Genomic DNA, 26037 nt, shown 5'->3' on the forward strand with positions numbered 1-26037 from the left:
GGGGGCGTGTCGCTACTTCTTCTTTTTCTTCCCCGACGACGAGCCGTCGGAGGAGCTGCCGCTGGACTTGGGCACGCACACCCACCGCTTCTCCTTGTCCGACCACTCCGCCTTGTTGGACGCGGAGCAGGAGAAGTTGGCCGGCTTGGGCGGATGCTTGTGCCCGCAGGCGGTGAGCGAGCCGACCGCGAGAGCGGCGGCGGCGGCCACGGCGGCCACGGCGCGGGACCGCCGCCGCGGCCCTTGGCCGGGCCGGGTGGTTGGCTGAGCGAACAGCCGCGCGGTATCCGCCGCGTCCACGGCGGTGCTCACGCCGGCCGGCGACGCCTCGCCGCGGGCGGGCGGGTTCGCGAGGCTGGATGACTCCGTGGGCACGGGACTGCCTCCTTGAGGGACTACGGCTCCTTGGGACCATGACCAGGCCGGCGGCGACGCTAGTGCATCGGAGGGTCCGTGATCACAGGTATGTCAGGCGAGCGACGGCCCGGAGCCCGCGCCGCGCTGCTGGTGCTGGCGGACGGCCGGCTGCCAGCCGGCGGCCACGCGCACTCCGGCGGTGTCGAGGCGGCCGTGGTGGACGGTGGCGTGACCGGCCTGGACGACCTGGCCGCTTTCCTGCTCGGCCGCCTCGGCACCGCCGGCCTGGTGGCCGCGTCCTTCGCCGCCGCGGCCTGCCAGACCTGCCTGGTCGCCGTCACCGACCTGGCACGAGTCCCGGGGCCCCCGGACACCCCGGCGGCCGGGCAGGACCGCGCGGTCCTGCTCGCTGCGCTGGACGCCGAGCTCGACGCCCGCACACCGTCACCGGCGCAGCGGGACGCGAGCCGGGCGCAGGGGCGGACGCTGCTGCGCGCGGGCCGGGCCGCCTGGGACCTGTCGAGGATCTTCCGGGCCGACGGCCAGGGTTCGGACGACCAGGGCCTGGCGGGAGGCGCCGGGCTGCCCACCGCCCCCCACCACCCGATCGCGCTGGGCGTGGTCGCCGCCGCGGCCGGGCTCGAGCCTGCGGACGCGGCGCTCGCCGCCGTCTACGGCGCGGTCGGCGCCCCCGCCTCGGCCGCCACCCGGCTGCTCGGCCTCGACCCGCTCGCCGTCACCGGCCTGCAGGCCAGGCTCGCCGGCGCCATGGAGGCCACCGCCGGCGACGCCTCGGCGGCGGCCGAGGCCGCGATGGCCGCGGGCAGGCTCGACCTGCTTCCCGCCCCGTCCGCCGTCCGCCTCGACCTGCTCGCCGAGCGCCACCGCGCGGCGCCGGTCCGGATGTTCATGTCGTGACCCCGGCCGCGTCGGCGCCGGGCGGCGTCGCGGCTTCCAGGCGATAGCCCATGCCACGGACCGTGGTGATGTGGGCGGCGCCCAGCTTGCGGCGCAAGTAACCGACGTAGACATCGACGATGTTGCTGCCGGGGTCGTAGTCGTAGCCCCAGACAGCGGAGAGCAGCTGCTCGCGGGCGAGCACCTGGCCGGGGTGGCGCAGAAACGTCTCGGCCAGGACGAACTCACGCGCGGTCAGGTCGACGACCCGGTCGCCGACGTGCGCCCTGCGGGTACGCAGATCGAGGGCGAGGTCGCCGCTGAGCAGCACGGTCGGCTCGGCGGTGGCCCGCTCGGGCCGCAGCCGCAGCCGGACGCGGGCCAGCAGTTCCTCGAACCGGAACGGCTTGCTCATGTAGTCGTCGGCCCCGCCTTCGAGCGCGGCGACCGTGTCGCGCACGCCGTCGCGGGCCGTGAGCACCACCACTGGGAGCCTCGAGCCGGCGGCGCGCAGCCGGCGCAGCACCGTGAAGCCGTCCAGGTCCGGTAGGCCGATGTCGAGGACCAACAGGTCGACCTCACCGGACAGGGCCACCTCCAGCGCCGACTGGCCGTCGCTCACGCATGTCGGGACGAAACCGTTGGAACGCAGGCCCTTCGCGACGAACGAGGCGATCCGGTGCTCGTCCTCAGCTATGAGCACTCGATTCGTCATGCCCACATCCCATCCCAGCGCTCGCCCGCCCCGTCGCCCGTACGCGCAACCCAGTGCACCGGGCTGTCCCGCGCCATGGGCCTCACGGTCGCCAGGCCCAGCCCGTCCCAGTCCCTGTCCGCCGCCGGGTTCAGGGGCACCGGGGTTGGTCCAGCCGGTTCGACGCCACCCGGTTCGACGCCACCCGGTTCGACGCCACCCGGTTCGGGTCCGCGTGGCGCGGGACGACGCGGCTCGTGGTCACGAGGGCCGTGGTCGAGCAGGCTCAGCTCCAGGGCGAAGGTCGCGCCCTCACCAGGCTCGCCACTCACCCGGACCGCGCCGCCATGCGCCGTCGCGATCGCCCGCACGATCGCGAGACCGAGCCCCGCACCTCCGCCGGCCGCGGCCGGCGGCCGCGTGGGGGCGCCGCGGGCGAAGCGCTCGAAGATGCGCGCCCGGTCGGCCGGAGCCACGCCGGGACCGGAGTCGGTCACCCAGAAACGCGCGACGTGGTCGTCGACGGCCGAGCCGATCCCGATCGCGCCGCCGGTCCGGGTGTGCTGGGTCGCGTTCTGCGCGAGCTGCAGCAGCGCCTGCGTCAGCCGCTGCCGGTCGGCGAACAGCCGGCCGTCGCCGACCCCCTGCAGCCGCCACGCGCGCGGCGCCAGTGCCCGCGCCTTCACGAACAGGTCCGTGGTGAACACGGCGAGATCCACCGGTTCGCGGCGCAGGAAGTCCGGCTGCTCCGCCTTCGCGAGCACCAGCAGGTCGTCGACCATCCTGCTCATCCGGTCGAGCTCGTCCAGGACGAGGGCGACGGTCTCGGCCCGCTCGTCCGGGTCGTCGCCGAGCAGCTCCAGATGCCCGCGGATGATGGTGATCGGGGTGCGCAGCTCGTGGCCGGCGTCGTCGACGAAGGCGCGCTGGGTCGCGAACGCCTGCTCGAGGCGGTCCAGCATGCCGTTGAACGTCCGCGCCAGCTCCGTGATCTCGTCCCGACCGGCACGGTCGCCACCGCGCCGCCCGCCGCCGACGCCCGGACCGCCGCCACCCGACCCACCGCCGCCGGAGCCGCCGCCGGAGCCCGGACCGCCGCCGCTGGAGTCGCCCGCGTCGCGGCCCGCGCCGACCGCGACGCGGCGCGGCCGGCGGACGACCCACGCCCCGCCGACCGGGATACGGCGCGACAGGTCCGTCTCCGTGATCGCCTGAGCGGTCCGGCGGACCATCCGCACCGGGGCAAGCACCCGCCCCGCGACCATCCATCCGGCGGCGCCGGCGACCGCCAGCGCGCCGAACCCGACGACACCGAGCACCCGGACCACCTCGTCCACCTCGGCCCGTTCCCGGTCGACGAACACGGCCGACACGAAGACGCCTCGCTCGGGATGGCCCTGGACGCTCACCGGGACCGCGACGTAGCGCACCGCGCCGGTCGGCGTCGCGACCCGCCCGTAGTGCGGCTGGCCGGCCGACGTGGCGGACACGAACGCGTCGATCGCCGCCCGGTCGGCGTCGAGCCGGTACGGCGGCGTCTCGGCGCTCCGGTAGGCGGGGGCACCGTTCACGAGCGCGAGCATCGTCTGGTTGCGGTCCGGGATCGCCCGTTCCAGGTAGGCCTCCAGCAGCGCGCGCACGTCGGCGACCTGCGACCGCCCGGTGGCCGGGTCGACGCTCTTGTCGACGAACCGGCGCAGCTCGCTGACCTCCTTGGCCAGGCCCTGGTCCACCCGCTCGTCGACCCGCGCCAGCAGCACCTGGCGGGCGGCCAGCACCGACCCGGCCAGCGCCAGCGCCACGAGAAGCAGCTGCCAGCCGAGGATCCGCAGCCGCGCGGACCCGGTCACGGCACGGATCCTCACCAGACCGCTCGCCAGCCTGCGGGCCCTCGGCCGCCCGGGCTCCATGCACTGGAGCGTCCCGGCGCCGCCGAAGCCAGGGATGAGGACACGATGAGAAGGCTCTCATCCGCGGCCGTCCCCGCGGCCCTCCCGAGCGCCGGGAGACCTGCGCCTACGGCGTGGCCCCCTCGGTCGGCGCCGGCGCCGGCGCCGCGGACCGCGCGACGCGGGTGGGCAGCGCGGGCGCCGTCGTCCGAGGATCGCCCAGGTTGCCAGGGGCGGCCGTGACCGGCACCGGACTGATGGCGACCGGCATCGCGCCGCTCGGCCTGCTTGCGCGCCCATCCAGGCGGCCCGGGGGTTCCGGGCCGGGCAGGACGCGCGTTGCCGGCGGCGCTGACGCGGTTGCGGGCGGCGTGCTCGTGGGTGCCGCTCCCCTGGCCAGGATCGGCCCGCCCAGGGCGGGCGGGCTGGGCTCCGCCGACGCCGAGACCACAGCGGCCGCCAGTCCACCGACGACCGCGACCAGTCCGACCGTCGCGAGACCGAGGCGCCACCTCCCCGGCCGGGCCACCGTCTCCGGTCGCGCCGCCCGCTCCGCCGTCTCCGGCGCGGCCGCGACGCCGGCCGCCGCCTTCGGCGTACCTGGACGATCCGCCATGCAGCTCATCGTAGGCGAGCCCACCGAGGCCACCCGGGCGGTGCCCGCGCCGCCCCGGTGGCGGATGAGAGCCCTCTCACCGTCGCCTCATGGCCGGCCCACGGGCCACCGCCAGCCTGGGACCCGGCCGGGCAGTCGATCTCGGCCGCAGCCGCCAGCCACCCCACCACCACCGGTGGGCGTGGACGGCACGCACAGGATCGAGGAAACCTGATGAACGCTCCCAGCCCCGTCCGGGCCGCCCGGCGGCACCTCACCACCTCCGCGCTCGCGGTGGCGCTGGCCGGCGGCGTCGCCGTCGGTGTGGCGCTGCCGGCGACCGCCGCCAGTGCCGCGACCCCGGCACCGGTTCCGGCGGCCGGCTCGGCCACCCCCGGCGAGCTCCCGGCGCCGGCGCCAGCCACCACGGCGCCCCGCTCCCTCCCCGGCACCGCGGCCCCGACGCGGGTCACCAGGGCCCCGGGCGACGGACAGCTCCCGCGCGGCGGCGTGGACACGGGCCTCGGCGGCAGCCAGCGGTCCGGCGGGGGCGGCACCGAGGCGGTTCTTCCGCTCACGGCCGGTGGCGTCGGCCTCGGCGCGCTCGCCGGCTTCGGCGTGTGGCGGCGCCGCCGCGCGGGCGCGCGCGGATGACCACGAGCCCGGCGGCCGGATCATCCGCCGGCCGCCGGCGCCGGTCACCGCCGAGGCCAGCGCCGTCGCGGTGCCCCGGCGGTCGCGCCGCGACGGCGCTGGCCGTCTTGCTCACCCTGGTGGTGGTTCTGCTCGCCGGCTGCCGCGCGGGGCCCGACGGGGACACGGCGGCCGGGCACGGCGATGCCACGATCGGGCAGGGCTCGCCGCCGGCGGCGAGCCAGGCAGCCGGAAAGGCGGCGGACCCGGTGCGGCTGCGGGTGCCGGATATCGCCGTGACGGCGCCGGTCGTGCCACTCGACCTCGACGCGGCGGAACGGCTGATCGCCCCGGCCGGGTTCACCGAGGTCGGCTGGAACCACGCCGGCCCGGAGCCCGGTGACGACGGCGTGGCCGTGATCGCCGGCCACGTCGACTCGAAGACCGGACCGGCGGTCTTCTACCGGCTGGGCAAACTGCACGCCGGTGCCACCGTCCTCGTCGACCGGGCGGACGGCACGACCGCGACGTTCATCGTCGACAGGCTGGCCGAATATGCAAAGGCCGAATTCCCGGACGAGGAGGTCTACCACTCAGGCAATGGCGCACAGCTCCGCCTGATCACCTGTGGCGGCACGTTCAACCACGACATCGGCCACTACGTCGACAACGTCGTCGTCTTCGCCCACCTCGCGTGAGCCAGGTCGGTCCGTCATTCTCCGCGGGCCCCGTCGAGCGGACCAAGGCCGAGACGGGCCCGGCCGGGCCGTCAGGGGCCGAGGTGGCGGCGCAGGGTGACCGCGTCGGCCGCCAGGGCGGTGACGAGCACGCCGGGACCGGCCAGCGGCAGAACCGCGGAACCGCCCGGGAGGCCGGCGGCGCCCGGAACGACCGGCGGGGTAACAGAGGCGGGCACTCCGAGCCCGGCCGGGCCGAGGCCCCCGGTTCGCCCGCCGCCGTCGCCGTCCCGGCCGCCTTCCGGCCGTCCTCCCAGGCTGGTGGCTCGCGGCGGGGTGACGGCCGCGGGCGCGGCGACCAGGAGGGAGCCGACGGCGCGGGCCGCGCCGATCAGGGCCGCGCCGGTCAGGCCGGGGACGTCCGGGCCGAGCGGCAGCTGCTGGCGCAGCAGGGCTCGGTCCCCCGCCGGGGTGCGGATGTCGACGCGCAGGTCCGTCTCGAGGTGGCCGGACGGCTCGCCGAACCGGCCGAGCAGGACTTCCTCGCGCCAGCGCAGCCAGCCCCCGGCCGCCACCACGGCCCGTCCGACCATCCGGTGCCGGCAGCCGCGCACCGCGACCGTGGGCTCCGGCAGCAGGTCGAGCGCCCCGCCCGCCGCGACGTCCGCGTGGATCTCCATCACGGACGGGCCCGGGCCGTGGCCCGGCATCGCCAGCGTGGCGGCCACCGACCGCAGCACCAGCCGCACGCCAGCGCCGACGCTGACATCGAGCCGCAGGTGGTCACCCGCGAGCGGGCCGGCGGCGGCCCCGACCAGGTGCACGGTCACCGTCGGCAACGCCGGCGGCGTCAGCTCCAGAACGTCCCTGACCCCGCGCTCCACCGGCGCAGCCGACTCCTGGCCTGGCGGGCGCCGCGGCGTGGCGGTGTCGGTGTGCCGCAGCACGAGCGGGACGGCCGAGCGTGCCTCGACGACCCGCGCGGAGCCGTCCGGACCGGCCTCGACCCGCAGCACGGCGTGAGCGCGTACCTCGTGCGCTCGCACCACGCCGCGGTCGAGGCCGGCGCTCACCGAGTGCCGGGCAGGTCGACGCCGACGGCCGCGAGCGGGGCCATGTTGGCCTCGTTCGCGCCGGCGCTGGCGGTGCGCGCCTCGACCAGCTGGGCCAGGACCCAGCGGGCGACGGCCGTCGCCTCGCGGTCCTCGACGAGACTGGTGAACAGCACCGGGCGGCCGTGGCGCACCGCTTCGGCGTCGCGCGCCATCACGGCGAGGTCCGCGCCGACCAGCGGGGCGAGGTCCGTCTTGTTGATGACGAGCAGGTCGCTGCTGGTCACGCCGGGGCCTCCCTTGCGCGGCACCTTGTCGCCGCCGGCGACGTCGACGACGAAGATCTGCCTGTCGACGAGGCCGTAGCTGAAGGTCGCCGTCAGGTTGTCCCCGCCCGACTCGACCAGGATCAGGTCGAGCGGGCCGAACGCCGCGTCGAGGTCCTCCACCGCGTCGAGGTTGACCGTGATGTCGTCGCGGATCGCCGTGTGGGGGCAGCAGCCGGTCTCGACGGCGCGGATCCTCGCCGGGTCGAGCACGCCGGCGCGACGCAGGAAGTCGGCGTCCTCGGTCGTGTAGATGTCGTTGGTCACGACGGCGAGGTCGACCTTGCCTGCCAGCGCCCGGCACAGCGCGGCGACCAGCGCGGTCTTGCCGCTGCCGACCGGCCCGCCGATGCCGACCCGCAGCGCCCGCCCGGCCGGCACGGCACGCGGAGCCGCGGGCGTCATCGGGGCCGTGGTCTGCCAGCCAACCGTCGTCGCGGGCCCGCCGCCGATCGCGCCTCCGAGCGGCGACTGGCCGTGCTCGTGCTGGCCGTGATCGTGGTCGAGGTGCACGCCGCCTCCCGGGATGAGAACTCGTCTGCTCGCGGCCCGCCGCGCGGCGCCGTGGGCCGGCCCGGCACCGGGCCGCGCAACCACCTGGTCATCGCGCGGCGTCCGCCGCTGTGGCCAGCCTAGGCCGCGCGGATGACCCTTCCGTAACTCTCCCTGCCTGGCCTTCACGACGGCCTCCCGACGGCCTCCCGACGGCGACGCTGAGGCCGCGCGCGACAGGCCGTATGCAGATTACTTTGTATTAACTAAACAATCGTCGCCGATCGCCGGGGCTGCGGGCTCCTCCAGATCGGCGGTGCCCGGGGTTCCTGCCGGATCGGCGCCAGGGTCCCTGCCGGATTGGCGAAGCCAATCTGGGAGGTCGGCGGTCCGGGAGGTCGGCCGTCGGGCAGGTCGGCCGGGAGGGCCGCATGACAACGTCCGCGGAACGCCCGGCGGCCAGCCAGACGCCGCCCGATGGCGCCGTTCACCCAGCCACCGCGGGCGGCGGCACCGAGGCCATGCCCGGGCCGGCCGCCGCGCCATCGGCGCAGCCAGCATCGCCGGGATCAGTGGCATCGGTGGCCTTGGCGGGGCAGGCGACGCAGAGGCCGATGACGCCGGGAGAGATCAGGCGGGCGGTATGGGCGCTCGTGCTGGGCCTGTTCGTCACCATGATCGCGGGAACGGTGGTCGCGAACGCGCTGCCGCGCATCATGGGCGACCTGCACGGCAGCTCGACCGACTACACCTGGGTCGTCGCGACGACGCTGCTGCTGATGACGGCGACGGTGCCGGTCTGGGGCAAGCTCGCCGACCTGCTGAACAAGAAGATGCTGCTCATGCTCGGTCTGGCGATCTTCACGGTCGGGTCGGCGCTGGCGGGGCTTGCGCATTCGACCACCTGGCTGATCGCCGCGCGGGCGGTGCAGGGTGTCGGCGCCGGCGGCACGAGCGCGCTGACGCAGGTCGCGCTCGCGGCGATGGTCCCGCCGAGGGAGCGTGCCCGCTACAACGGCTACGTGGGCTCCGCATGGGCTATCTCGAACGTGTCCGGGCCGCTGGTCGGCGGCCTGATCGTCGATACGCCGGGGCTGGGCTGGCGCTGGTGCTTCTACCTGTGCGTGCCGCTCTCGGCGGTGGCCTTCGTGATGCTGGGGCGCACGCTGCGGATACCGAACGAGCGCCGGCCCGTGCGCATCGACTACCTCGGCGCGACGCTCATCCCCGGCGGTGTCGGCCTGCTGCTGCTCTGGATGACGCTGGGGGGCGACCTGGTCGGCTGGGTGTCCGGCGCGGGGCTCGCGCTGCTCCTCGGCGGCGTGGCGGCGTTGGGACTCGCCGTCGTCGTCGAGACGCGGGTCGCGGAGCCGATCGTGCCGCCGCATCTGTTCCGGGAGCGGACCATCGTGCTCGCGGTGGTCGCGACCGTCGTCACGGGCGCCGTGTCGATCACCGTCCCGCTGCTGTTCAGTCAGTACTTCCAGCTTGGCCGCGGCTGCACGCCGACGGTGTCCGGCCTGCTGACCGCGCCGATGGTCTGCGCCCTCGCGGTGTCGAGCAACATAGGCGGCCACGCCATCAGCCGCACCGGCCGTTTCAAGGGGATCCTTGTGGGCGGCGCGGTGTGCCTGTGCGGCGGGCTGGCGCTGTTCTCAACCATCGGGGCGCACACGCCTTTGCCCGCGGTCGGGGCCTACCTGGCGGTCGTCGGCGTCGGCCTGGGCATGACCGCGCAGAACCTGCTGGTCGTCGTCCAGAACGCCGCGGCGCGCGGCGATCTCGGGGCCGCGAGCGGCACCGTCGCCTTCTTCCGCAGCCTCGGCTCGACCGCCAGCGTCGCCGCGCTCGGGGCGGTCTACGGCGATCGGGCGGCCCGCCAGCTCGGTACCGGCCTCGCGGCCGCCGGGCTGCCCGCGGGCACCGCCGCCGACGCGCACAGCGTGCCGCGGCTCGCGGAACTGTCGGGGCCGGTCGCGGCGGTCGTGCGGCACGCCTACGGGAATGCGCTGGGACACACCTGGCTGCTCGGGCTGCCGCTGACACTGGTCGCGCTCGCGGCCATCCTGGCTATCCCCGGGATCCGGCTGGGCACGACAGGCGACCACGACATCGCCGCTTCCAGCGACATCGCCGCTTCTAGCGAGACCAGCGCGGCCGGCGCGCCGGTGGGCGGATGAAGCTCGTCCAGGAACCAGGCTGGGGCAAGGCGAGGAAACTCCGGCCGCCGGCCAGAGCCGAGGGACGCGAGCACAGCCGGCCGATGGTGTCCACGGGCGACTCGGGCATCGTCGCCGGGACGGGTGTCATGCCTGGCCGCGCCCTTGGTTCGGCGTGATGGAACTGCCCGCCGTACACCATAATCGAGCGGTGACCAGGCCCCGCCGCGAGGACAGGACGGCGGAAACCAAGGCACACACGAGGGCCGCGCTGGTGGCCGCCGCCCGCCGGCGGTTCGCCGAACAGGGTTACGCGGCCACCGGGACCGAGGAGATCGTCGCCGACGCGCGAGTGACCAGAGGTGCGCTTTATCACCACTTCCGGGACAAGGCGGACCTGTTCCAGGAGGTGATGAAGGAGGTCGCCAGCGAGGTCGCCGACGCGCTTGTCGAGAGCGAGCTGACCCGTGAGGCGCGCGAGCCGAGTGACGCCTGGACCCAGCTGTGCACTGGTTTCCAGTCGTTGCTGGACTTCTCCACCCGGACCGACACCGACTTCCAGCGGATCGTGCTGGTGGACGGCCCGGCTGTGCTCGGTAACGACGCCTGGAACACGCTGGTCGAGACGCACGGCTACCGGCTGCTGTCGCAGTGGCTGGAGCGCGCGATCGCGGAGAAGGCAATCGATCCGATCCCGGTGGCGCCACTGACCAGGCTGGTCGCGGCACTGCTCGCCGAGGCGAGCCTCTACATCGCCAGGGCCGCTGATCCGCTGGCCGCCCGCCAGGAGACCGGCGTCGCGCTGGACCGTCTCATGTCCGGCCTCGTCCGCCTCGACTCACGGCCGTTGGAGACGATGGGCACCTGGCCGGCGAGCGAGCCCGCCGACGACGCGGCGCCGGCCGCCCAATGACCTGGCCCTGGCGACCCGAACCAGTCGAGGGGTGAACCACGAAAAGGCCCGCCCCGACAAGGGGCGGGCCTTCGCGCGCCACGAACCGGCCCACATCAGCCGAAGGACGCGAAACGCCCGACAGGCATTGGTGGGACAGGCCGCGACGTCACATGCGCATCGCGCGGACCTGCTCCTTCAGCGAGCCCATGGTCGCAAGCACCGCGGAGGTCTCATAGCCGCAGTGCGCCATGCAGTTCGCGCACCGCGGGTCCTTGCCACGGCCGTATTTGTCCCAGTCGGTCGTCTCGACGAGCTCCTTGTACGAGCCCACGTAGCCGTCGCTCATCAGGTAGCACGGCTTCTGCCAGCCGAAGAGCGAGTAGCTCGGGATGCCCCATGCGGTGCAGGCGAGCTCGCGCTTGCCCTCGAGGAAGTCGAGGAAGACCGGTGAGTGGTTCAGCCGCCACTTCTTGCGCCGGCCCTCGCCGAACACCTTCGAGAACATCTCCCGGGTCTCCTGGACCCCGAGGAAGTGCTCCTGGTCGGGCGCCTTCTCGTAGGCGTACCCGGGCGAGAGCTGGATCTGGTCGACCTTCAGGTCGTCGTTCAGGAAGTTCAGGATGTCGATGACGTCCTGCGGGCTGTCGTTGTTGAAGAACGTCGAGTTCGTGCCGACCCGGAATCCGGCCGCCTTGGCGGCCTTGAACGCCTCGACGCACTCGTCGAACGTTCCCGGCTTCTCGACGACAGCGTCATGCCGCTCACGCAGGCCGTCAATGTGGAGCACGAAGGTGAAATACGGCGACGGAGTGAAGTTCTTCAGCTTCTTTTGAAGCAGGAGACCGTTCGTGCACAGGATGACGAACTTCTTGCGCTTGACTAGCGCATTCACGATCTCGTGGATCTGCGGGTGCATGAGCGGCTCGCCGCCGGCGATCGCGACCACCGGGGCGCCGCATTCCTTGACCGCCGCCAGCGCGTCCTCGACGTCCATCCGCTGCTTGAGCACGGATGCCGGGTGCTGGATCTTGCCGCAGCCCGTGCATGACAGGTTGCAGGCGAAGAGCGGCTCCAGCTCCAGGACGAGCGGGAAGAACTTCTTCCGCATCAGTTTCTGCTTGGCCAGGTAGGACCCGACACGGACCGAGTAGCGCCACTGAACCGCCACGGCAGATGTCCCCCTCTCGTCAGGCCGCCGGGTGGTGACCTGGGGTCGCCTGGGGATCACCATACAGCGGGTACGTACAGGCTGTATGTCGACCCCACCAACAACATACAAGCTGTATGTCGAGCATGCATGTCGATCAGGTAAACCCCAGGGAGACGCCTCGGACCGCGGCCACTCCGGGGGCGTTCCGCTACCGTCCGCGTCCATTTCGAGGAGGTGTCCCGGAGGCGAGCAGCATGCGGCGCACACCTTTCACGGACAGCAACGTACGCGCAGTGTGCACGACCACCCGGAATCTCGCCACTCGACGTGACTACTTGCCCCCGCCGAAGCTGCGACAAACCTGTAGAAGATGCCGCCGTCGCCGTTCGATCTCCACGGCCCCCGGCCCGGCCCCGTGGGCGCCCCCGGCCCGGGCCTCTGGCACCTCCCGGCCGGCGGCGCTCGCCGGGACCCGCGGGCATCATCGCCAGACCTCGCGCGGCCAGCACACTTCTGAGTTCGATCTACGAACCTAGATGAGAGCGGGACCTACACTAACACCCATGGAGGCACCCGCGACCCCGCCCATCCGGGGTGCTGCATGACCTGGAACACGTCGGTCGATCAGGCAGAGCGCGGATCGGCGGGCGCGCCGACGACCGCGACGGCTCCGACGACCCCGACGGCGCCATCGCTCCTGACGCAGCCACGCGTCTGTTCCGTCGCCCGCGCGCTGGAGGTGGTGGGCGAACGGTGGTCACTCCTGGTCATCCGTGAGGTGACCTTCGGGGTACGCCGGTTCGACGCCATCCAGGCCGCGACGGGCGCGCCGCGCGCCGTGCTCACCGAGCGGCTCGCCGGCCTCGTACGCGCGGGCGTGCTGGAACGCGTCACCTACCGGGAGGCGGGCTCGCGGACCAGGTGGGAGTACCGGCTCACCCCCGCCGGCCGGGAGCTCGCCCCGGTGCTGTCAGCCTTGCGACAGTGGGGCGACCGTCATCTGGCCGGCGAGGACGGCCCGCCGGCCACGTTCACGCACGCCGGCTGCGGCGCTCCAGTCCGTGTCCAGCACGTGTGCGAGGCCGGGCATGTCATCGAGAACACCAGGGAAATTTCCAGGAAGGCCGGGCCGCCCGTCACCTCCTGAACCTCCGGTTGCGGCCGGGATGCGATGATCGATCCCGGGCCACGTGCCGGATCGGCGCGCACGTGGGGCGGGAGACGGACGTGATACAGCGATGACCGGTGACGCTGGCTCGACGCCAGGCGCGCCTGGCGTGCGAGGCGAGCCGGGCGGCCCGGGCGGGCCGGCGACGGGCCCATGGGAGGCGTCGACGCCGCGCGCGCCCGCCCCGCCCCCGCGATCCGCCCCGAGCCCGGGCGCCGCGAGCGCACCGCCGGGCGCGCGACGCGGTGGTCCGCGGCTGGGTTCCGACGCCCGGAGCGCCGCGACCGGCGAGGGACGGCTGATCGCCGGCCGCTACCTGCTGCTGCACGCGCTGGGACGCGGCGGGATGGGCACCGTCTGGCTGGCGAACGACACCCTGCTCGGCGTCGACCGGGCCCTCAAGGAGATCCGCTTCGGCGACGACCCGACCGAGGCGGACCGGCACGACCGCGCCGAGCGGGCCCGCCGGGAGGCGCGCGCGGCCGCGCGGCTCGCCGGCCACCCCGGCGTCGTCGTCGTGCACGACCTGGTCGAGGAGCCGGACGCGCCCTGGATCGTCATGGAGCTGCTCGCGTCGTCCCGCTCCCTCGACCAGGTGATCCGCCAGGACGGGACGCTCTCCCCGTCGGTCGCCGCCCGCGTCGGGCTGGCCGTGGTGGAGGCGCTCGACCACGGGCACCGCCACGACATCCTGCACCGCGATGTCAAGCCGGCCAACGTGCTCGTCACCGCGGACGGCCGCGTCAAGCTCGCCGACTTCGGCATCGCCACCTACCTCGACCGGGCGCCGCTGACCCAGGTCACCTCGATCTCGGGCACCCCCGTCTACATGGCGCCCGAGCGGCTGCGCAAGGAGAAGGCCGGCCCCGCCAGCGACCTGTTCTCCCTCGGCGCCACGCTCTACGCCGCCGTCGAGGGCCGGGCCCCGTTCCCGACCCCGACCGACGCGGTCCGGTACGCCTTCAACGCCCAGTTCCCGCCGCCGCGCCCCGTCCACGCCGGACCGCTTGGGCCGATACTCGACGGCCTGATGACGCACGACCCGCGTGCCCGCCTGACCGCGGGCTCCGCCGCCCGCATGCTGCGCGACCTCGCCGGCGACGCCCGGACGCCGGGCCCCGCGCCGGAGGCGACGACGGCATTCCTCCCGCCGATCTCCCCCGGCAGCGGCACGGGCGGCCCGTGGGCCGTGAGCACGCCGGCGGAGCCGGGGACCTCCAGGCCGCGCTCGCCGGGGCCACCGGGAACGCCCGTGCCTGGCACGCCGGTCGCGCCGCGCGGCGCCGCCGCCGGTGGTCATCGCGGCGCCGCCGCCGGTGGTCATCCGAGCGTCCAAGGCCGCGCGGCCCCGAGCGGACAGGGCGCCGCGAACGTCCCGGTGGGCGGCGGCGGGCCAGGCCGGCCGCCCGGGGCAGGCGCCCCCTACGCCGAAACGGCGGACGCCGGATTCCGGTGGCACCCGCCGGCCGCCCCTGGCTGGGCGGCCGAGCGAGCCGAGGCCGCGTTCCCGTCCGCGGCCTCGCGGCGCCAGACCAGGCGGCGCGGCCTCACCCGGCGCGGACTGGTCGCCGGCGGCGTGGCGCTGGCCGCCGCCGGCGGTGGCACGGCGTTCGCGATCCGTCGCCAGCGCCACCGGGGCAGGCCGGTCGCCGGTACCGGTGGCCCGGCCACGGGCGGCGCGTCCTCGCTCAGCGACGGGACGATCCCCGAGGAGCTGCGGATGCAGCTGTCCTGGACGCCGGACGTGGAGTTCGCCGGCTGCTTCTTCGCCGAATCCCGCGGCTATTACCGCGACGCCGGCTTCAAGACCGCCAGGCTCCTGCCCGGCGGCCCAGGCGCGCTCGGCGCCGAGGAGGCGGTGACCAGCGGCAGGGCACTGCTCGGCTTCAGCGCCGTCGACGTACTCGCCCGTGAGATCATCCGTGGCACCCCGGCCCGCGCCGTCGGCGCCCTCTACCAACGCTATCCGTGGGTGATCGCGTCGCCCGGCGGCACGCCGCTGAGCTCGCCGGCCGCCCTCGTCGGCAAGCGGATCTGGGTGGACAAGGGCGCCGGGCAGATCTGGGACACGTTCCTCGCCGCCAACAGCATCAGCGTGGACACGATCACCCAGGTGAGCGACGGCTCGCCGGACGAGCTGCTCGCCGCCGGCAAGATCGACGGGCTGCTCTCACATGTCTTCGACATCGCGCTGCGGCTGCGCCTCGCCGGCGTCGAGGTCGCGACGTTCCTGCTGGCCGACCACGGCTACCCGATCGTGTCGTCGGTGTACGTCGCCTCGGTCGAGGCCGTCACCCACAACCGGGCCGCGATCAGGGCGGCGCTCACCGCGGAGATCCGCGGCTGGCGCGACAACGTCAGGAGCCCCGAGGCCGGCGCTCGCCTGACGGTGACGGAGTACGGCACCAGCCTGGACGAGCGGACCCAGCTCGCGATGAACCAGATACAGAACACACTGATCGTCAGCGACGACACCCGCCGTAACGGCCTGCTGACCGTCACGCCCGACCTCGCCGAGAGGAACGTGCGCGCCCTGCTCAGCGCCGGCTACCGCGTCAGCGTCGACGACCTGTTCGACATGTCTCTGCTGACCGAGATCTACAGAGACAACCCTTCGCTGCTGCGCTGACATCCCACGGTTCCAAAGGTCACGCCGCAGCGTCAGGTACCCCGGTTCTGGTGAGGCACGCACGCACCTCAGCGACAGGCGGCGCACGGTGACGGGCGCGCAGGGTGACGGGCGCGCAGCGTCCGTCACGTGACAGCCCCACCCTGGGGGCGGCGGACCTCCTTCGGCAGGGTGAACGCGATCGACTCCGTGCCGATCGACCTCGTCGACACCGACGTCGCGCCGAGCCCGGCTAGCGCGTCGGACAGCGCCGCGACCAGGTTCGGCGGCGCCGAGGCGCCGGCGGAGATGCCGATCGTGTCTGCGCCGACAAGCCAGTCCAACCGGACCTCGTCAACGCTCTCGACCAGGTGCGACGCGGTGCCGTCACGCCGCGAGACCTCGGCGAGCCGGCGCGAGTTGGCGCTGTTCTCCGACCCGACGACGAGCACCAGGTCCGCCTCGGCCGCGACCCGGCGCACCGCGTTCTGCCGGTTGGACGTCGCGTAGCAGATGTCGGCCGAGCCGGGCCCGACGATCGCCGGGAACCGGTCCTTCAGCGCGTCGACGACCTCCTCGGCCTCGTCGACCGCGAGGGTCGTCTGCATGAGGTAGGTGACTCGCTCCGGGTCCTCGACCTCGATCGAACCGGCGGCCTCGGCCGACTCGACCAGCGTGATCCGCCCCGGGGCCTCGCCGAGCGTGCCGTCGACCTCCTCGTGCCCGGAGTGGCCGATGAGCAGGACCGTGTCGCCGCGCGCGGTGAACCGGCGCGCCTCGGCGTGCACCTTCTCGACCAGGGGGCAGGTCGCGTCGATGACCGACAGCTGCCGGTCGTTCGCGTGCGTGCGCACCATCGGGGCGACGCCGTGCGCGGAGAAGACGACGGTCGCCCCGGGCGGCACCTCGTCCAGCTCGTCGACGAAGACCGCGCCGCGGTTGGCCAGGTCGTTGACGACATGGGTGTTGTGCACGATCTGCTTGCGGACGTAGACCGGCGCGCCGTGGATCTCCAGCGCCCGCTCGACCACCTCGATCGCCCGCTCGACGCCGGCGCAGAACGCCCGCGGCTCGGCGAGCAGCACCCGGCGCTGCCCGACCGCGGCCGCCCAGGCACCCAGCGGCGCGCCGAGCCGGCGCAGCGTACGCAGCCCGGCGAGACCGCGGCGGGCGAGGTCCAGCCGGCCGAGCGGCTCGGCGGCGGTGTCGACGATCACCCGGATCACGGCGAACGGCCGGCCGGCGGCGCTCGGCGAGAGGTAGGCCGACTCCATGTCGACGGCGATCGCGCCGGTCGCGGCCAGCTCGGCCCGCGCGGTGCCGACCGCGAGCCGTGGCACCGACACGATCGGCCCGACGTGCACGGTGAGCCCGGCGCGACGCAGCTCGCCGGCCAGCAGCGGCGCGGACGGGCAGCGGCCGGTGACCGTGCCGTCGCCGGTCCGCACCTCGCTCGCGACGATGACGTCCCCGGGCCGGACCCGGGGCGCGAGCCCGCCGGCCACACCCACCACGGCGACCGCGTCCGGTTTCGCCGCGCGCACGGCCTGGTTGGCGCGGCTGGCGCGTTCGGGGCCCATCCCGGTGCGGATGACGACGGTGTCCGTCGGCAGGCCCGACCGGCTGGCGGCCATCGCCTCCACGCGCATCGGCGCGGCGACCACGAGCCGGGCGCGGCGCGGCGGGCGGCTGGGCTTCCAGCTCGGGCCGGTGCCGACCGCCTGCGCCGGGATCAGCGGGATGGGCGTCGAGCCGGGCCGCGCGGCGGGCGTCTGGCCGGCCGGCGCGGGTGTCGCGGCGGACTCCGCGCTCCCGCGGGCCGGCGGCGGCGCTGGCTCGCCGCCGGCCGCCCGTGCGCCGCCAGAATGGCGATCGCCGGTGTTCTCGGATGCTGAGATGCTGCTCATGCCGCGGACCGCCCGGTGAGGGTCACGTACCGGCCGAGAGCCGCCAATGGGAACACCAGCCGGTACAAGTGGTAGTTGATGGAGAAGTCCCAGGGGAAGCCCGTACCGGTGTAGTACGGCTCGTCCCAGCCGCCATCGGGCCGCTGGGTCGCGCACAACCAACGCACGCCCCGGTCGACCGCCTCGTTGGTCGGGTCGGCGGCGAGCAGCGCGAGCAGCGCCCACGCGGTCTGCGAGGGGGTCGGCTCGCCGCGGCCCACCCACGCCTCGTCCCGGTAGGAGCGCAGGTCCTCGCCCCAGCCGCCGTCGGGCCGTTGGTGGGCGACGAGCCAGCGCACCGCCGCCCGGATCGCCGGATGGTCGGCCGCCACCCCGGCGGTGACCAGCGCGGGTACGGCCGCGCCGGTGCCGTAGATGTGGTTGACGCCCCAGCGCCCGAACCACGAGCCGCCCGGCTCCTGGTTGTCCAGCAGCCAGCGCACCGCCCGCTGGGTGACCGGGTGGTCGGCCCTGCCCAGGTCGGCGAGCATCTCGACCATGTGCGCGGTGACATCCGCACTCGGCGGGTCGATCACCTCACCGAAGTCACAGAACGGGATCTTGGTCGCCAGCCGCTGGACGTTGTCCGCGTCGAAGGCCCCCCAGGCCCCGTTCGACGAACGCATCCCGACCGACCAGTTGACCGCCCGCTCGACCGCGCCGCGCGCGTGCGCGGCCAGCGACGGGTCGACGTCGTCGAGTCCCGTGTGCAACAACCGCCGCAGCGCGAGCACCACCTCGGCGGTGTCGTCGACGTCCGGGTAGACGTCGTTGGCGAACTCGAAGGCCCAGCCGCCGGGCTCCAGGTTCGGCCGGCGTACTCGCCAGTCGCCGGGGATGGTGACCTCCTCGCCGACCAGCCACTCCCCGGCCTTGCGCATCGCCGGGTGGCTCCCGGCGAGGCCCGCGTCGGCGAGCGCGACGACGGCGAGCGCGGTGTCCCACACCGGTGACTGGCACGCCTCCAGCCGGCGTACGACGCCGTCGGGGGTCTGCTCCCGGGTGGTGAACGTCTCCAGCCCCTCAAGCGCCGCGACCAGCACCGGGTGGTTCATCGGATAGCCCATCAGGTGCAGCGCCATGATGGAGTAGACCCAGGGAGGCTGGATGCCGCCCCAGCCGCCGTCGGCCTCCTGCCGGGCGACGACCCATTCGGCGGCGCGGCGCAGCGCCAGGTTCCGCAGCGTCTTGACCGGGTGGCGCTGGTAGCGGCGCAGCGCCGCGTCCAGTCGCTGGAAGGCACCCTCCCAGCTGACTATGGGCGCCCGCGCGGGCCGCGAGCCGGCGACCTTGAGCTCGTCGATGGTGAAGCCAAGCGAGCGGACCGGCCGGAAGTGCCCGACGATGGTCAGCGCGACCACCGTCTGACGGGCCCAGCAGCCGAAGTCGTAGACGTTGAGCGGGACCCAGCTCGGCAGCAGCATCATCTCGGGCGGCAGCACCGGGACCTCGTCCCAGGGCCACTCACCGAACAGTGCCATCCAGATCCTGGTGAACACCCGCGTCGCCGCGAGGCCGCCGTGCGCTCGCACGAACGACGCGGCGGCGAGCATGTGCGGCGCGTCCGGTGCGTCGCCGGCCAGCCGCAGGCCGACGTAGGCCTCCAGCGTCGTCGACAGGTCGGCGGGGCCGCCGTGGAACGTCGCCCAGCCGCCGCCGGGCAGCTGGCGCGACCGGATCCACCGGCCCGTCTCGGCCGCGAGCTGGGGCGTCAGGATGCCGAGGAACTGGCGGAGCATGAGATCCTCGGCGTCCATGGTGACGTTGGTCTCGAGCTCGCCCTTCCACCAGCCCTCGTCGGACTGCAGGGAGAGGAGATAGTCCCGGGCCCGCGCCGTCGCGACGGCGGCATGCTCGGCCACCCCGGCCGCGGACGGAGCCAGCATCGCGGCCAGCGCGGGCGTGATCACGTCACTCGCGGCCGGTACGGCCACCGGCGGCGCGAAGTCGGGGGCGGGCCCGCCGAGACGCGCACCGGGGCGGGTGGTCACCAGCAGAGGCCCGGCGACGGCGGACCTCCCGGATCGGCTTCGCCGATCCGGGAGGAATCCCGGCCGCGCGGACGTCGGCTGCGTCGTCGGCGTCGCCGGGGACGGGTCCGAGGTCAGGCTCATAGCCGAATCTCCTCCGGGTCCGGATGGGGGAGCCATGCGTCGAGGGCCTCGGCGAGGCCCAGGCGTGCGCTCGCCTCACCCTTCTCAGCAGTCGCGTTCGGTCACGAATCGTGCGAGGGCCAGCAGTTCGGCCTCAGCCAGCGGGGGCAGCGACAACGAACGGAGCACGGCTCCGGCCGTCTTCAGCTGCCGGTCCGCCTCGTCTGTGGTCCAGTCGCGCCCGCCGGCCCGCTCGATCAGGGCGGCGACGCGCTCCAGTTCCTCGGTCGGACGGTCGCCCTCGCTGACGAGGAACGCCCGCAGCTCGTCCGCGTCCGCGCCGCCGGCTTCCAGAGCGACGACAACCGGAACGGACTTCTTGCGCGACTGCAGGTCGGACAGCACCGGCTTGCCGGTGACCGCGGGGTCACCCCAGATGCCGAGCAGGTCGTCGATCAGCTGGAAGGCGGTGCCGAGGCGGGAGCCGAACTCGGCGAGCCCGTCGACGACCTTCTGGGGCGCGCCCGCGAGCACCGCGCCGAGCGAGGCGGAGCAGGCCAGGAGCGCGCCGGTCTTGCCGTCCTCCATGGACAGCGTCTCGGCGACCGTGACGTCCGAGCGGGTCTCGAACAGCAGGTCCTCGGCCTGGCCCCGGACCAGGTCATGGACGCCGGCGCCGAGGATCGTCGCGGCCTGTCTGCCCGGCTCACCCTCGACCTCCAGGAGGACCTGCGTCGCCAGGCTCAGCAGGGCGTCTCCGGCGAGGATGGCGCCGTCGATGCCGAAGACCGTCCAGGCGGTCGGCCGGTGGCGGCGCTCGGTGTCGCCGTCCATCACGTCGTCGTGCAGCAGCGAGAAGTCGTGCACCAGCTCGACGGCCACGGCCGCCGGCAGGCCCACCTCGGCCGGCACGCCGGCCGCCTCGGCGGACAGCAGCGCCAGCGCGGGCCGCACCAGCTTGCCGCCGCCGCCGGCCTGCGGGTTGCCGTCGGCGTCGACCCAGCCGCGGTGGTACTCGACGACGTGGCGCAGCCGTGGGTGCAGCCTCGTGACCGTCTCGCGCAGGGCGGGGATGGTCAGCGTCCGACCACGCTCGATGGCTTCCGGAACCGTCATCGTCATGCCGTGCTACTCCCTGTCGGTGTGGCGTTCGGCTCAAGGTCGCTGGCGCGACCGTCGCCGCCCTGCCGGTCGGGCGCTGGGGCGCCCGACGGGCTGGTTCCTGGTTGGCCTGAGATTCCGGGGCCGGGCTGGTCACGGGCCAAGGCGTTGGCTGGGACGGTCGCTGCTGGGACGGCCGACGCTGGGTCGCTGGCGCGACCGTCGCCCGGGACGGCTGATGCTGGGTCGCTGACGCGACCATCGCTCGGGACGGTCAGTGCTGGGTCGCTGGCGCGACCGTCGCTGGTCTGCCGGTCGGGTGTTGGGGTGGCCGACGGGTTGGGTTCTGGGTGGCCTGAGACTCCGGGAGCGGGCTGGTCACGGGCCGCGACGGGCCGCTGAGCCTGCGCCGGGACTCCCGTTCTGGCCCTCGCGACATTCAGCCGCGGCCACGCCACGTCACCCGAAGCCGTCTCCAGCTCCCCTACGTGCACCCCCACGCCGGCCAGCGTCTCACGGGCAGCAGCAAGCCCGCTACGCACAGCTCCCTCCATGGTGGCCGGCCAGCCGGTGTCGGTCCACGCGCCGGCCAGGGCGAACCCGGGCAGACCGGTCTTCGCCGCCGCGCGCAGCGCAAGCGATCCGGGCGCCTGCTGGAAGGTCGCGGTGCGCTCCCTGGTGACGAAGACCTCGACCAGCTCCGCGTCACGCGCGGCCGGGAGGATGCGGCGCGTCTCGGCGACGAACTCGGCGCCGAGCTCCGCCGCGGGCCGGTCCACCCAGGGCGCGGCGGCCGACTGGGAGAGGGCCAGATACTGCGATCCGGGCGGCGCGACGCCGGCGGCGGCGAGGCCCGAGGGGCCTGTCCGGTCGAAGATCCACTGGACGGGCGAACCGGTGGCCGCGAGGAACGGGCGGTCCATCACCTGGCGATCGAAGATCATGTGGATGTTGACGATCGGGGAGGCGCCGAGGCCCTCCAGGCTCGCCGGGTCGGGGTGGGCGCCCGGGGGCAGCAGCGCCGCCGCGGCCGGCGGCGGCACGGCGAGCACGACGGCGTCGGCCGTCAGCACGTCCGAGTCCCCGCGCTCCGTCCCGCCAGAGGTGATCGAGAGCTCGTAGCCGGTGTCGGTTCTCGTGATCTGGCGGACCTTCACGCTGGTCCGCACGTCCGCGCCGAGGTCGGCGAGAGCCTTGGCCGCGGCCTCGCCATGCAGCTGCTGCAGCGGCACGTCGGCCCAGCCGATGTCGGCGGCATCGGCCCGCTCGAGCAGTCCGGAGCGGACGACCTTGGCGGCCAGCGCCAGCGACGCCTCGGCGGCCGGGGCGTTGAGCGTGGCGACGGTGAGCAGCTCCCACAGCGCCTCGGTGGCGACGGCGCCCTGGCGGTGCGTGGCGAGCCAGCCGCCGAACGAGGCACCGTCGACCTTCGGCGAGCGCTGGTCGAGCCGGCCGATCTGGAGCGCGGCCAGCGCCGCGGAGACCCGCTGGCCCACCGGCAGCGCCTTGTAGCCGAGCAGGGCGGGCGCCAGGTGCAGCGGCGCCGGCAGCCGCGCCTTCGTGCGGCGCAGCCGGGCACGCTCACCCGGGCGGTCACCCAGCAGCACCTCGACGTCGAGCCGGGGCTGCAGCGTGGTCAGGTGCTCCACGCCGAGGCGCCCCAGGAAACCGCGGTAGGCGGTGCAGCAGCGCATGAACACGTGCTGGCCGGTGTCCACCCACAGGCCCTTGCGGTCGAACGACGCCGTGGCGCCGCCAAGACGCGGCCTGGTCTCCAGCAGCACCACCTCGGCCCCGCCATCGGCGGCCATCAGCGCGGCCGCGAGCCCCGCGAGCCCACCGCCGACGACCGCGACCCGCGGCCGGGCACTGCCCCCCTCGCCCGTCATCGAGCCACACCCTCGGCACCACCGGCACCACCGGGCGCGTCGCGCCGGACACCCTCGGGACGGCCGGCCAGGTTACGCACCGCGACCAGCGCCTTCTCCCGGCCCGGCAGCGACAGCCGCTGCGTCAGCACGGCCGTCGGGTCGGTCCGGATACGCCGGTTGAGACGCAGGTAGATGCCGGCCATCGCGCCGCAGCACGCGGCGCTGCGCCGGTCGAGCAGCCCCAGCAGGGCCAGGCCCCGGTCGTACCACTCGTCGGCCCGCGCCGCGCTGGTGCGCAGGTAGCCGACCAGGGCGTCCTCGGGCCCGCCCAGCCGGCCGTTCGCGTCGACGGCGAGCTTCACCCCGGCGGCGGCGAGCTCGGCCTGCGGCAGGTAGACCCGCCCGTTCAGCAGGTCCTCGCGCACGTCGCGCAGGATGTTGGTCTGCTGCAGGGCGACGCCGAGGGCGTCGGCGATCGCCGGCGCGTCCCCGCGGCCCGCGGCCTCCTTCGTCCCGAAGATCCCGAGCGAGAGCCGGCCGATCGTGCCCGCGACCAGGCGGCAGTACCCGACCATGTCGTCGAACGTCTCGTACGTGCCGGGCACGATGTCGCTCTCGACGCCGTCCGCCAGCTCGATGAACGCCTCGAGCGGGATCGGGAAGCGCCGGGCCGCGTCGGCGAGCGCCACGATCACCGGGTCGGAGCTGTCCGGGTCCAGGCCACGGATGTCGGCGCGCGCCTTGGCCAGGCCCTCGATCTTCTGCTCGTCCGGCAGGTCGCCGTCGCCGATGTCGTCGAGCCGGCGGGAGAAGGCGTAGACGGCGGACAGCGCGGCCCGCCGATCGGCCGGCAGCAGCCGGATGCCCCAGGAGAAGTTCCGCGCCGCCTGCTTGGTGATCTCCTCGCAGGCGGCGTAGGCCTCAGCGACGGTCGGCCGAGGCGCGGCGGCGGTCATCGAGCGCCCCCCTCGTCCGTCGGCCGTGTCTCGGTCGCGGCTCCTGCCTCTGGCACGGCTTCTGTCGCGGTCACGGCCCCTGTTCCGGTCACGTTCGCGGCGACGTCCCCCACTGGGGTATCCCCAGCGCCGGGGCCGCTGCTCGTGCCCGCCGACGTGGCGGGCGCCACGCTCGGTGCCCCCACCGAGGTGGCGGCGCTCACCGAGGTGACAGCGCTCACCGCGGCCGGGCTCGCAGTTGGAATGGACGACGGGGCCGGGGGCTCACACAGCGGCGACAGGCTGTTCGCGCCGGCCGCGGCGGCACGCGCGGAGGGGGCGTAGGACCGGGTAGTCACCCACAGTGTGGCGGCAACCACCCGCTGCTTGTTCGCCTTCGGCGCGCCGCCGAGCACGTCGTAGCCGGACTGCCGGACGGCGTGCAGCGCCGCGCGCCCGCCGCCGACGAAGCCCGCGATCGCCAGCCGCATCCGGCCGCGCAGCAGGCTCGCCAGCGGCGCCCCCTGGTCGAGGATGGTGGTCGCCCTGGCGACCTGGAAGGCCATCAGGTTGCGCAGCGCCGGCGAGGCGGTCGAGGCCGCGAGGTCGCGCTCGGTGACGCCGAAGGTGTCCATATCCTCCAGCGGCAGGTAGATCCGGCCGGCGGCGTAGTCCTCGGCGACGTCCTGCAGGTGCTCGGCGAGCTGCAGCGCGGTGCACACCCGGTCGGAGAGGATCAGCCGGTCCGGTGTGGCCTGGCCGAGCACGCCCAGCACCATCCGCCCGATCGGGTCGGCCGAGAGCGTGCAGTAGCGCAGCAGGTCGTCGAACGTGTCGTACCGGGTCACCCGCTGGTCCATCCGGTTGGCCTCGACCAGCCGCAGGAACGGCTCAGCGGGCAGGTCGCAGGCCCGAACGGTGCCGGCGAGCCGCTGGTGGACGGGCAGGTGCGGCTCGCTGGTCCAGATCAGCTCCAGGTCGGCGGCGAGCCGGTCGAGCAGGGCGAGCCGGTCGCCGGGTGCCTCGTCGCCGATGTCATCGACGAGCCGGGCGAACCCGTAGAGCGCCTTGAAGTGGTCGCGGATGCCGGCGGGCAGCACCATGGGCGAGACCGGGAAGTTCTCCCCGTAGGCGGCGCGCAGCACCTCGTCGGTCGTCGTCGCGAGGTCGGTGACCCCCGCCGGCTCGGCTCGCCGCGGCCGGCCGCGCTGGGCCTGCTCCGAGGCCTGCGGACGCGTGGCGTCGCCGGTCTCCTCGGCGGTCCGCGCCAGCGGGTCGTTGGGGGAGCCACTACCGCCCTGTGACCGGATGTCGGTGGTGGTCATGCGCCTCTCCTTCGGGGGCGATCTGCGCGCACGGCGCTGGCGAAGCTGGTCGGGCTCGGGACCAGGCTGGCCGCTGGAGACACGATCAGGCTGTTCGGTCGCATCTGGAGCGGCGTTCTCCTGGAGTCTCGGGGCTCACGGCGGCTGCCGGCTGCTCTGCTCGGGCTTCGGTCCTCGCTGTCGGCGGGTCCTCGCCGCCCGCGGGTGCCCGCTGTCGGCGGGTGCTCGCTATCCGAACACGTTGGCCAGCCGCCGGTAGATCGGTGGCGCGGCCCCGTGCACGCGCGCCGCCAGGGACATCCACCCGGGCACCCAGACCTCGGCGTCACCGCGCCCGGCCGCCGCCAGCATCCGTTCAGCGACCAGGCCAGGGGGCAGTGGCTTGGGCCAGCGACGGACGTAGGGAGCGCCTCGACGGCGGAAGAACGGCGTGTCCACCGCACCTGGTAAACACAGCGTCACCGTGATGCCTCGGCCGGCGACTTCGGCGCGCAGCGCGTCCGCGAACCCGATCAGCGCCGCCTTGCTCGCCGAGTACCCCACCTCCCCGCGCACACCGAGCGCGCCCGCGACGCTGCCGACCAGCAGGATCCGGCCCTCGCCACGCTCGAGCATCGCGGGCAGGACCGCGCGGACCAGCATCATCGGCGACAGCACGTTGACGGCGACCAGGTTGCGCAGGGCGGTCGACGACATGGCCTCGAACGGCCCGGCCGCGCCCACACCCGCCGAGCAGACCAGCAGGTCGACATCGCCGAGGATCTCGACGGCGCGGGACGCGACAGCGTTCTCCGAGCCGACGACGGCGAGGTCGGTGGCGAACCGGTGGCCACCGGTCGCCGCCGCCACCTCGTCGAGGGCGACGCCGTTACGCCCGACCAGCAGCACCCGGGTGTCCTCGTGGGCGAGCTGGAGCGCGGCGGCTCGGCCGATTCCGCTGGACGCACCCGTGACAAGCGCGGTGCGCGGTGGCCAGGGAGCGGACGTGGCCGCCCGGGCCCTGCTGATCACCGGCCGGGAAGCCCGGTCCTGGACAGCGGGACGGGAGCGGGTGCTCACGCCTCAGACACCTCCGGTCGCGTCGGCTGTCATGGCCGGCACGGCGCCGGCCATGGCGGGGGCGGTCGCCCCCGGAGGGGCAGACATCATGTGCCAGACCACCGGGAACCTGCCA

General features: G+C 74.4%; 22 protein-coding genes. 8 read left to right on the forward strand and 14 right to left on the reverse strand.

Annotated elements, in window-relative coordinates:
• Nucleotides 1–12 precede the first annotated feature (12 nt).
• Nucleotides 13–375, reverse strand: coding sequence for a hypothetical protein (locus QOZ89_RS04585; RefSeq protein ID WP_071046223.1), 363 nt, complete (start codon nucleotides 373–375; stop codon nucleotides 13–15).
• Between the two features lie 90 nt (nucleotides 376–465).
• Here QOZ89_RS04585 and QOZ89_RS04590 point away from each other — a divergent pair, with 90 nt between their 5' ends.
• On the forward strand, nucleotides 466–1275 hold the full coding sequence (locus QOZ89_RS04590) for an urease accessory protein UreF (RefSeq protein WP_397428684.1): 810 nt from the start codon (nucleotides 466–468) through the stop codon (nucleotides 1273–1275).
• Here the strand turns inward: QOZ89_RS04590 and QOZ89_RS04595 are convergent.
• The 3 genes from QOZ89_RS04595 to QOZ89_RS04605 all read right to left on the reverse strand — a co-directional run bounded on the left by QOZ89_RS04595 (nucleotide 1265) and on the right by QOZ89_RS04605 (nucleotide 4453).
• Nucleotides 1265–1969, reverse strand: coding sequence for a response regulator transcription factor (locus tag QOZ89_RS04595; RefSeq protein ID WP_071046225.1), 705 nt, complete (start codon nucleotides 1967–1969; stop codon nucleotides 1265–1267). The genes QOZ89_RS04590 and QOZ89_RS04595 overlap by 11 nt on opposite strands.
• A complete protein-coding gene (locus QOZ89_RS04600) occupies nucleotides 1966–3798 on the reverse strand; it encodes a sensor histidine kinase (RefSeq protein WP_312623046.1) in 1833 nt (610 codons plus the stop codon). Before QOZ89_RS04600 ends, QOZ89_RS04595 begins: the two co-directional genes overlap by 4 nt.
• A 166-nt stretch (nucleotides 3799–3964) precedes the next feature.
• Entirely contained in the window at nucleotides 3965–4453 is a 489-nt protein-coding gene (locus QOZ89_RS04605; RefSeq protein ID WP_071046226.1) for a hypothetical protein, read from the reverse strand.
• Between the two features lie 213 nt (nucleotides 4454–4666).
• Here QOZ89_RS04605 and QOZ89_RS04610 point away from each other — a divergent pair, with 213 nt between their 5' ends.
• Both QOZ89_RS04610 and QOZ89_RS04615 read left to right on the forward strand, forming a co-directional pair.
• Nucleotides 4667–5086 carry a hypothetical protein gene (locus QOZ89_RS04610; RefSeq protein WP_071046227.1) on the forward strand — a complete coding sequence of 140 codons (420 nt, stop codon included), beginning with the start codon at nucleotides 4667–4669 and terminating at the stop codon, nucleotides 5084–5086.
• A 107-nt stretch (nucleotides 5087–5193) separates the two neighbouring features.
• Complete coding sequence (locus QOZ89_RS04615; protein WP_241841413.1) at nucleotides 5194–5763, forward strand: class F sortase; 570 nt, start codon at nucleotides 5194–5196, stop codon at nucleotides 5761–5763.
• A 71-nt stretch (nucleotides 5764–5834) separates the two neighbouring features.
• Here QOZ89_RS04615 and QOZ89_RS04620 read toward each other — a convergent pair whose 3' ends face one another.
• Both QOZ89_RS04620 and ureG read right to left on the reverse strand, forming a co-directional pair.
• A complete protein-coding gene (locus tag QOZ89_RS04620; RefSeq protein ID WP_071046228.1) occupies nucleotides 5835–6815 on the reverse strand; it encodes an urease accessory protein UreD in 981 nt (326 codons plus the stop codon).
• On the reverse strand, nucleotides 6812–7633 hold the full coding sequence (ureG, locus tag QOZ89_RS04625) for an urease accessory protein UreG (protein WP_397428685.1): 822 nt from the start codon (nucleotides 7631–7633) through the stop codon (nucleotides 6812–6814). The genes QOZ89_RS04620 and ureG overlap by 4 nt, the downstream gene beginning before the upstream one ends.
• Before the next feature lie 593 nt (nucleotides 7634–8226).
• Here ureG and QOZ89_RS04630 point away from each other — a divergent pair.
• The 3 genes from QOZ89_RS04630 to QOZ89_RS04640 are packed head-to-tail and all read left to right on the forward strand — an operon-like array spanning nucleotide 8227 to nucleotide 10684.
• Nucleotides 8227–9792, forward strand: coding sequence for an MFS transporter (locus QOZ89_RS04630; protein WP_071046230.1), 1566 nt, complete (start codon nucleotides 8227–8229; stop codon nucleotides 9790–9792).
• The gene (locus QOZ89_RS04635; protein WP_312623047.1) at nucleotides 9789–9950 is read left to right on the forward strand and encodes a hypothetical protein; all 162 of its coding nucleotides are present in this window, start codon (nucleotides 9789–9791) and stop codon (nucleotides 9948–9950) included. Before QOZ89_RS04630 ends, QOZ89_RS04635 begins: the two co-directional genes overlap by 4 nt.
• A gap of 32 nt (nucleotides 9951–9982) precedes the next feature.
• Nucleotides 9983–10684, forward strand: a complete 702-nt coding sequence (locus QOZ89_RS04640) for a TetR/AcrR family transcriptional regulator (RefSeq protein WP_071046231.1) — start codon at nucleotides 9983–9985, stop codon at nucleotides 10682–10684.
• A gap of 148 nt (nucleotides 10685–10832) precedes the next feature.
• Here QOZ89_RS04640 and hpnH read toward each other — a convergent pair whose 3' ends face one another.
• Nucleotides 10833–11834 carry an adenosyl-hopene transferase HpnH gene (gene hpnH / locus QOZ89_RS04645; protein ID WP_071046232.1) on the reverse strand — a complete coding sequence of 334 codons (1002 nt, stop codon included), beginning with the start codon at nucleotides 11832–11834 and terminating at the stop codon, nucleotides 10833–10835.
• 583 nt (nucleotides 11835–12417) lie between these two features.
• Between hpnH and QOZ89_RS04650 the strand changes: the two genes are divergently transcribed.
• Nucleotides 12418–12963, forward strand: coding sequence for a winged helix-turn-helix transcriptional regulator (locus QOZ89_RS04650; RefSeq protein WP_083417980.1), 546 nt, complete (start codon nucleotides 12418–12420; stop codon nucleotides 12961–12963).
• A gap of 91 nt (nucleotides 12964–13054) precedes the next feature.
• Nucleotides 13055–15613 carry a protein kinase domain-containing protein gene (locus QOZ89_RS04655; protein WP_312623048.1) on the forward strand — a complete coding sequence of 853 codons (2559 nt, stop codon included), beginning with the start codon at nucleotides 13055–13057 and terminating at the stop codon, nucleotides 15611–15613.
• Between the two features lie 125 nt (nucleotides 15614–15738).
• Here the strand turns inward: QOZ89_RS04655 and ispH are convergent, their stop codons facing one another.
• From ispH to QOZ89_RS04690, 7 genes are all read right to left on the reverse strand, one after another.
• Nucleotides 15739–17499: a 4-hydroxy-3-methylbut-2-enyl diphosphate reductase gene (ispH, locus tag QOZ89_RS04660; RefSeq protein ID WP_083417981.1), complete on the reverse strand. Its 1761-nt coding sequence runs from the start codon at nucleotides 17497–17499 to the stop codon at nucleotides 15739–15741.
• Nucleotides 17496–19652 carry a squalene--hopene cyclase gene (shc, locus tag QOZ89_RS04665; protein WP_198543011.1) on the reverse strand — a complete coding sequence of 719 codons (2157 nt, stop codon included), beginning with the start codon at nucleotides 19650–19652 and terminating at the stop codon, nucleotides 17496–17498. The genes ispH and shc overlap by 4 nt, the downstream gene beginning before the upstream one ends.
• A gap of 84 nt (nucleotides 19653–19736) precedes the next feature.
• Nucleotides 19737–20753: a polyprenyl synthetase family protein gene (locus QOZ89_RS04670; RefSeq protein WP_071046234.1), complete on the reverse strand. Its 1017-nt coding sequence runs from the start codon at nucleotides 20751–20753 to the stop codon at nucleotides 19737–19739.
• On the reverse strand, nucleotides 20750–22621 hold the full coding sequence (gene hpnE, locus QOZ89_RS04675; RefSeq protein WP_312623049.1) for a hydroxysqualene dehydroxylase HpnE: 1872 nt from the start codon (nucleotides 22619–22621) through the stop codon (nucleotides 20750–20752). Before hpnE ends, QOZ89_RS04670 begins: the two co-directional genes overlap by 4 nt.
• Nucleotides 22618–23559 (reverse strand): presqualene diphosphate synthase HpnD, encoded by a 942-nt coding sequence (gene hpnD / locus QOZ89_RS04680; protein WP_071049286.1) that lies wholly within the window; start codon nucleotides 23557–23559, stop codon nucleotides 22618–22620. Before hpnD ends, hpnE begins: the two co-directional genes overlap by 4 nt.
• Entirely contained in the window at nucleotides 23556–24863 is a 1308-nt protein-coding gene (hpnC, locus tag QOZ89_RS04685) for a squalene synthase HpnC (protein ID WP_312623051.1), read from the reverse strand. The genes hpnD and hpnC overlap by 4 nt, the downstream gene beginning before the upstream one ends.
• 228 nt (nucleotides 24864–25091) lie before the next feature.
• The gene (locus tag QOZ89_RS04690; protein ID WP_071049287.1) at nucleotides 25092–25922 is read right to left on the reverse strand and encodes an SDR family NAD(P)-dependent oxidoreductase; all 831 of its coding nucleotides are present in this window, start codon (nucleotides 25920–25922) and stop codon (nucleotides 25092–25094) included.
• Between the last annotated feature and the right edge of the window lie 115 nt (nucleotides 25923–26037).

Source organism: Pseudofrankia coriaricola, assembly GCF_032027725.1.
Lineage (GTDB): Bacteria > Actinomycetota > Actinomycetes > Frankiales > Frankiaceae > Pseudofrankia.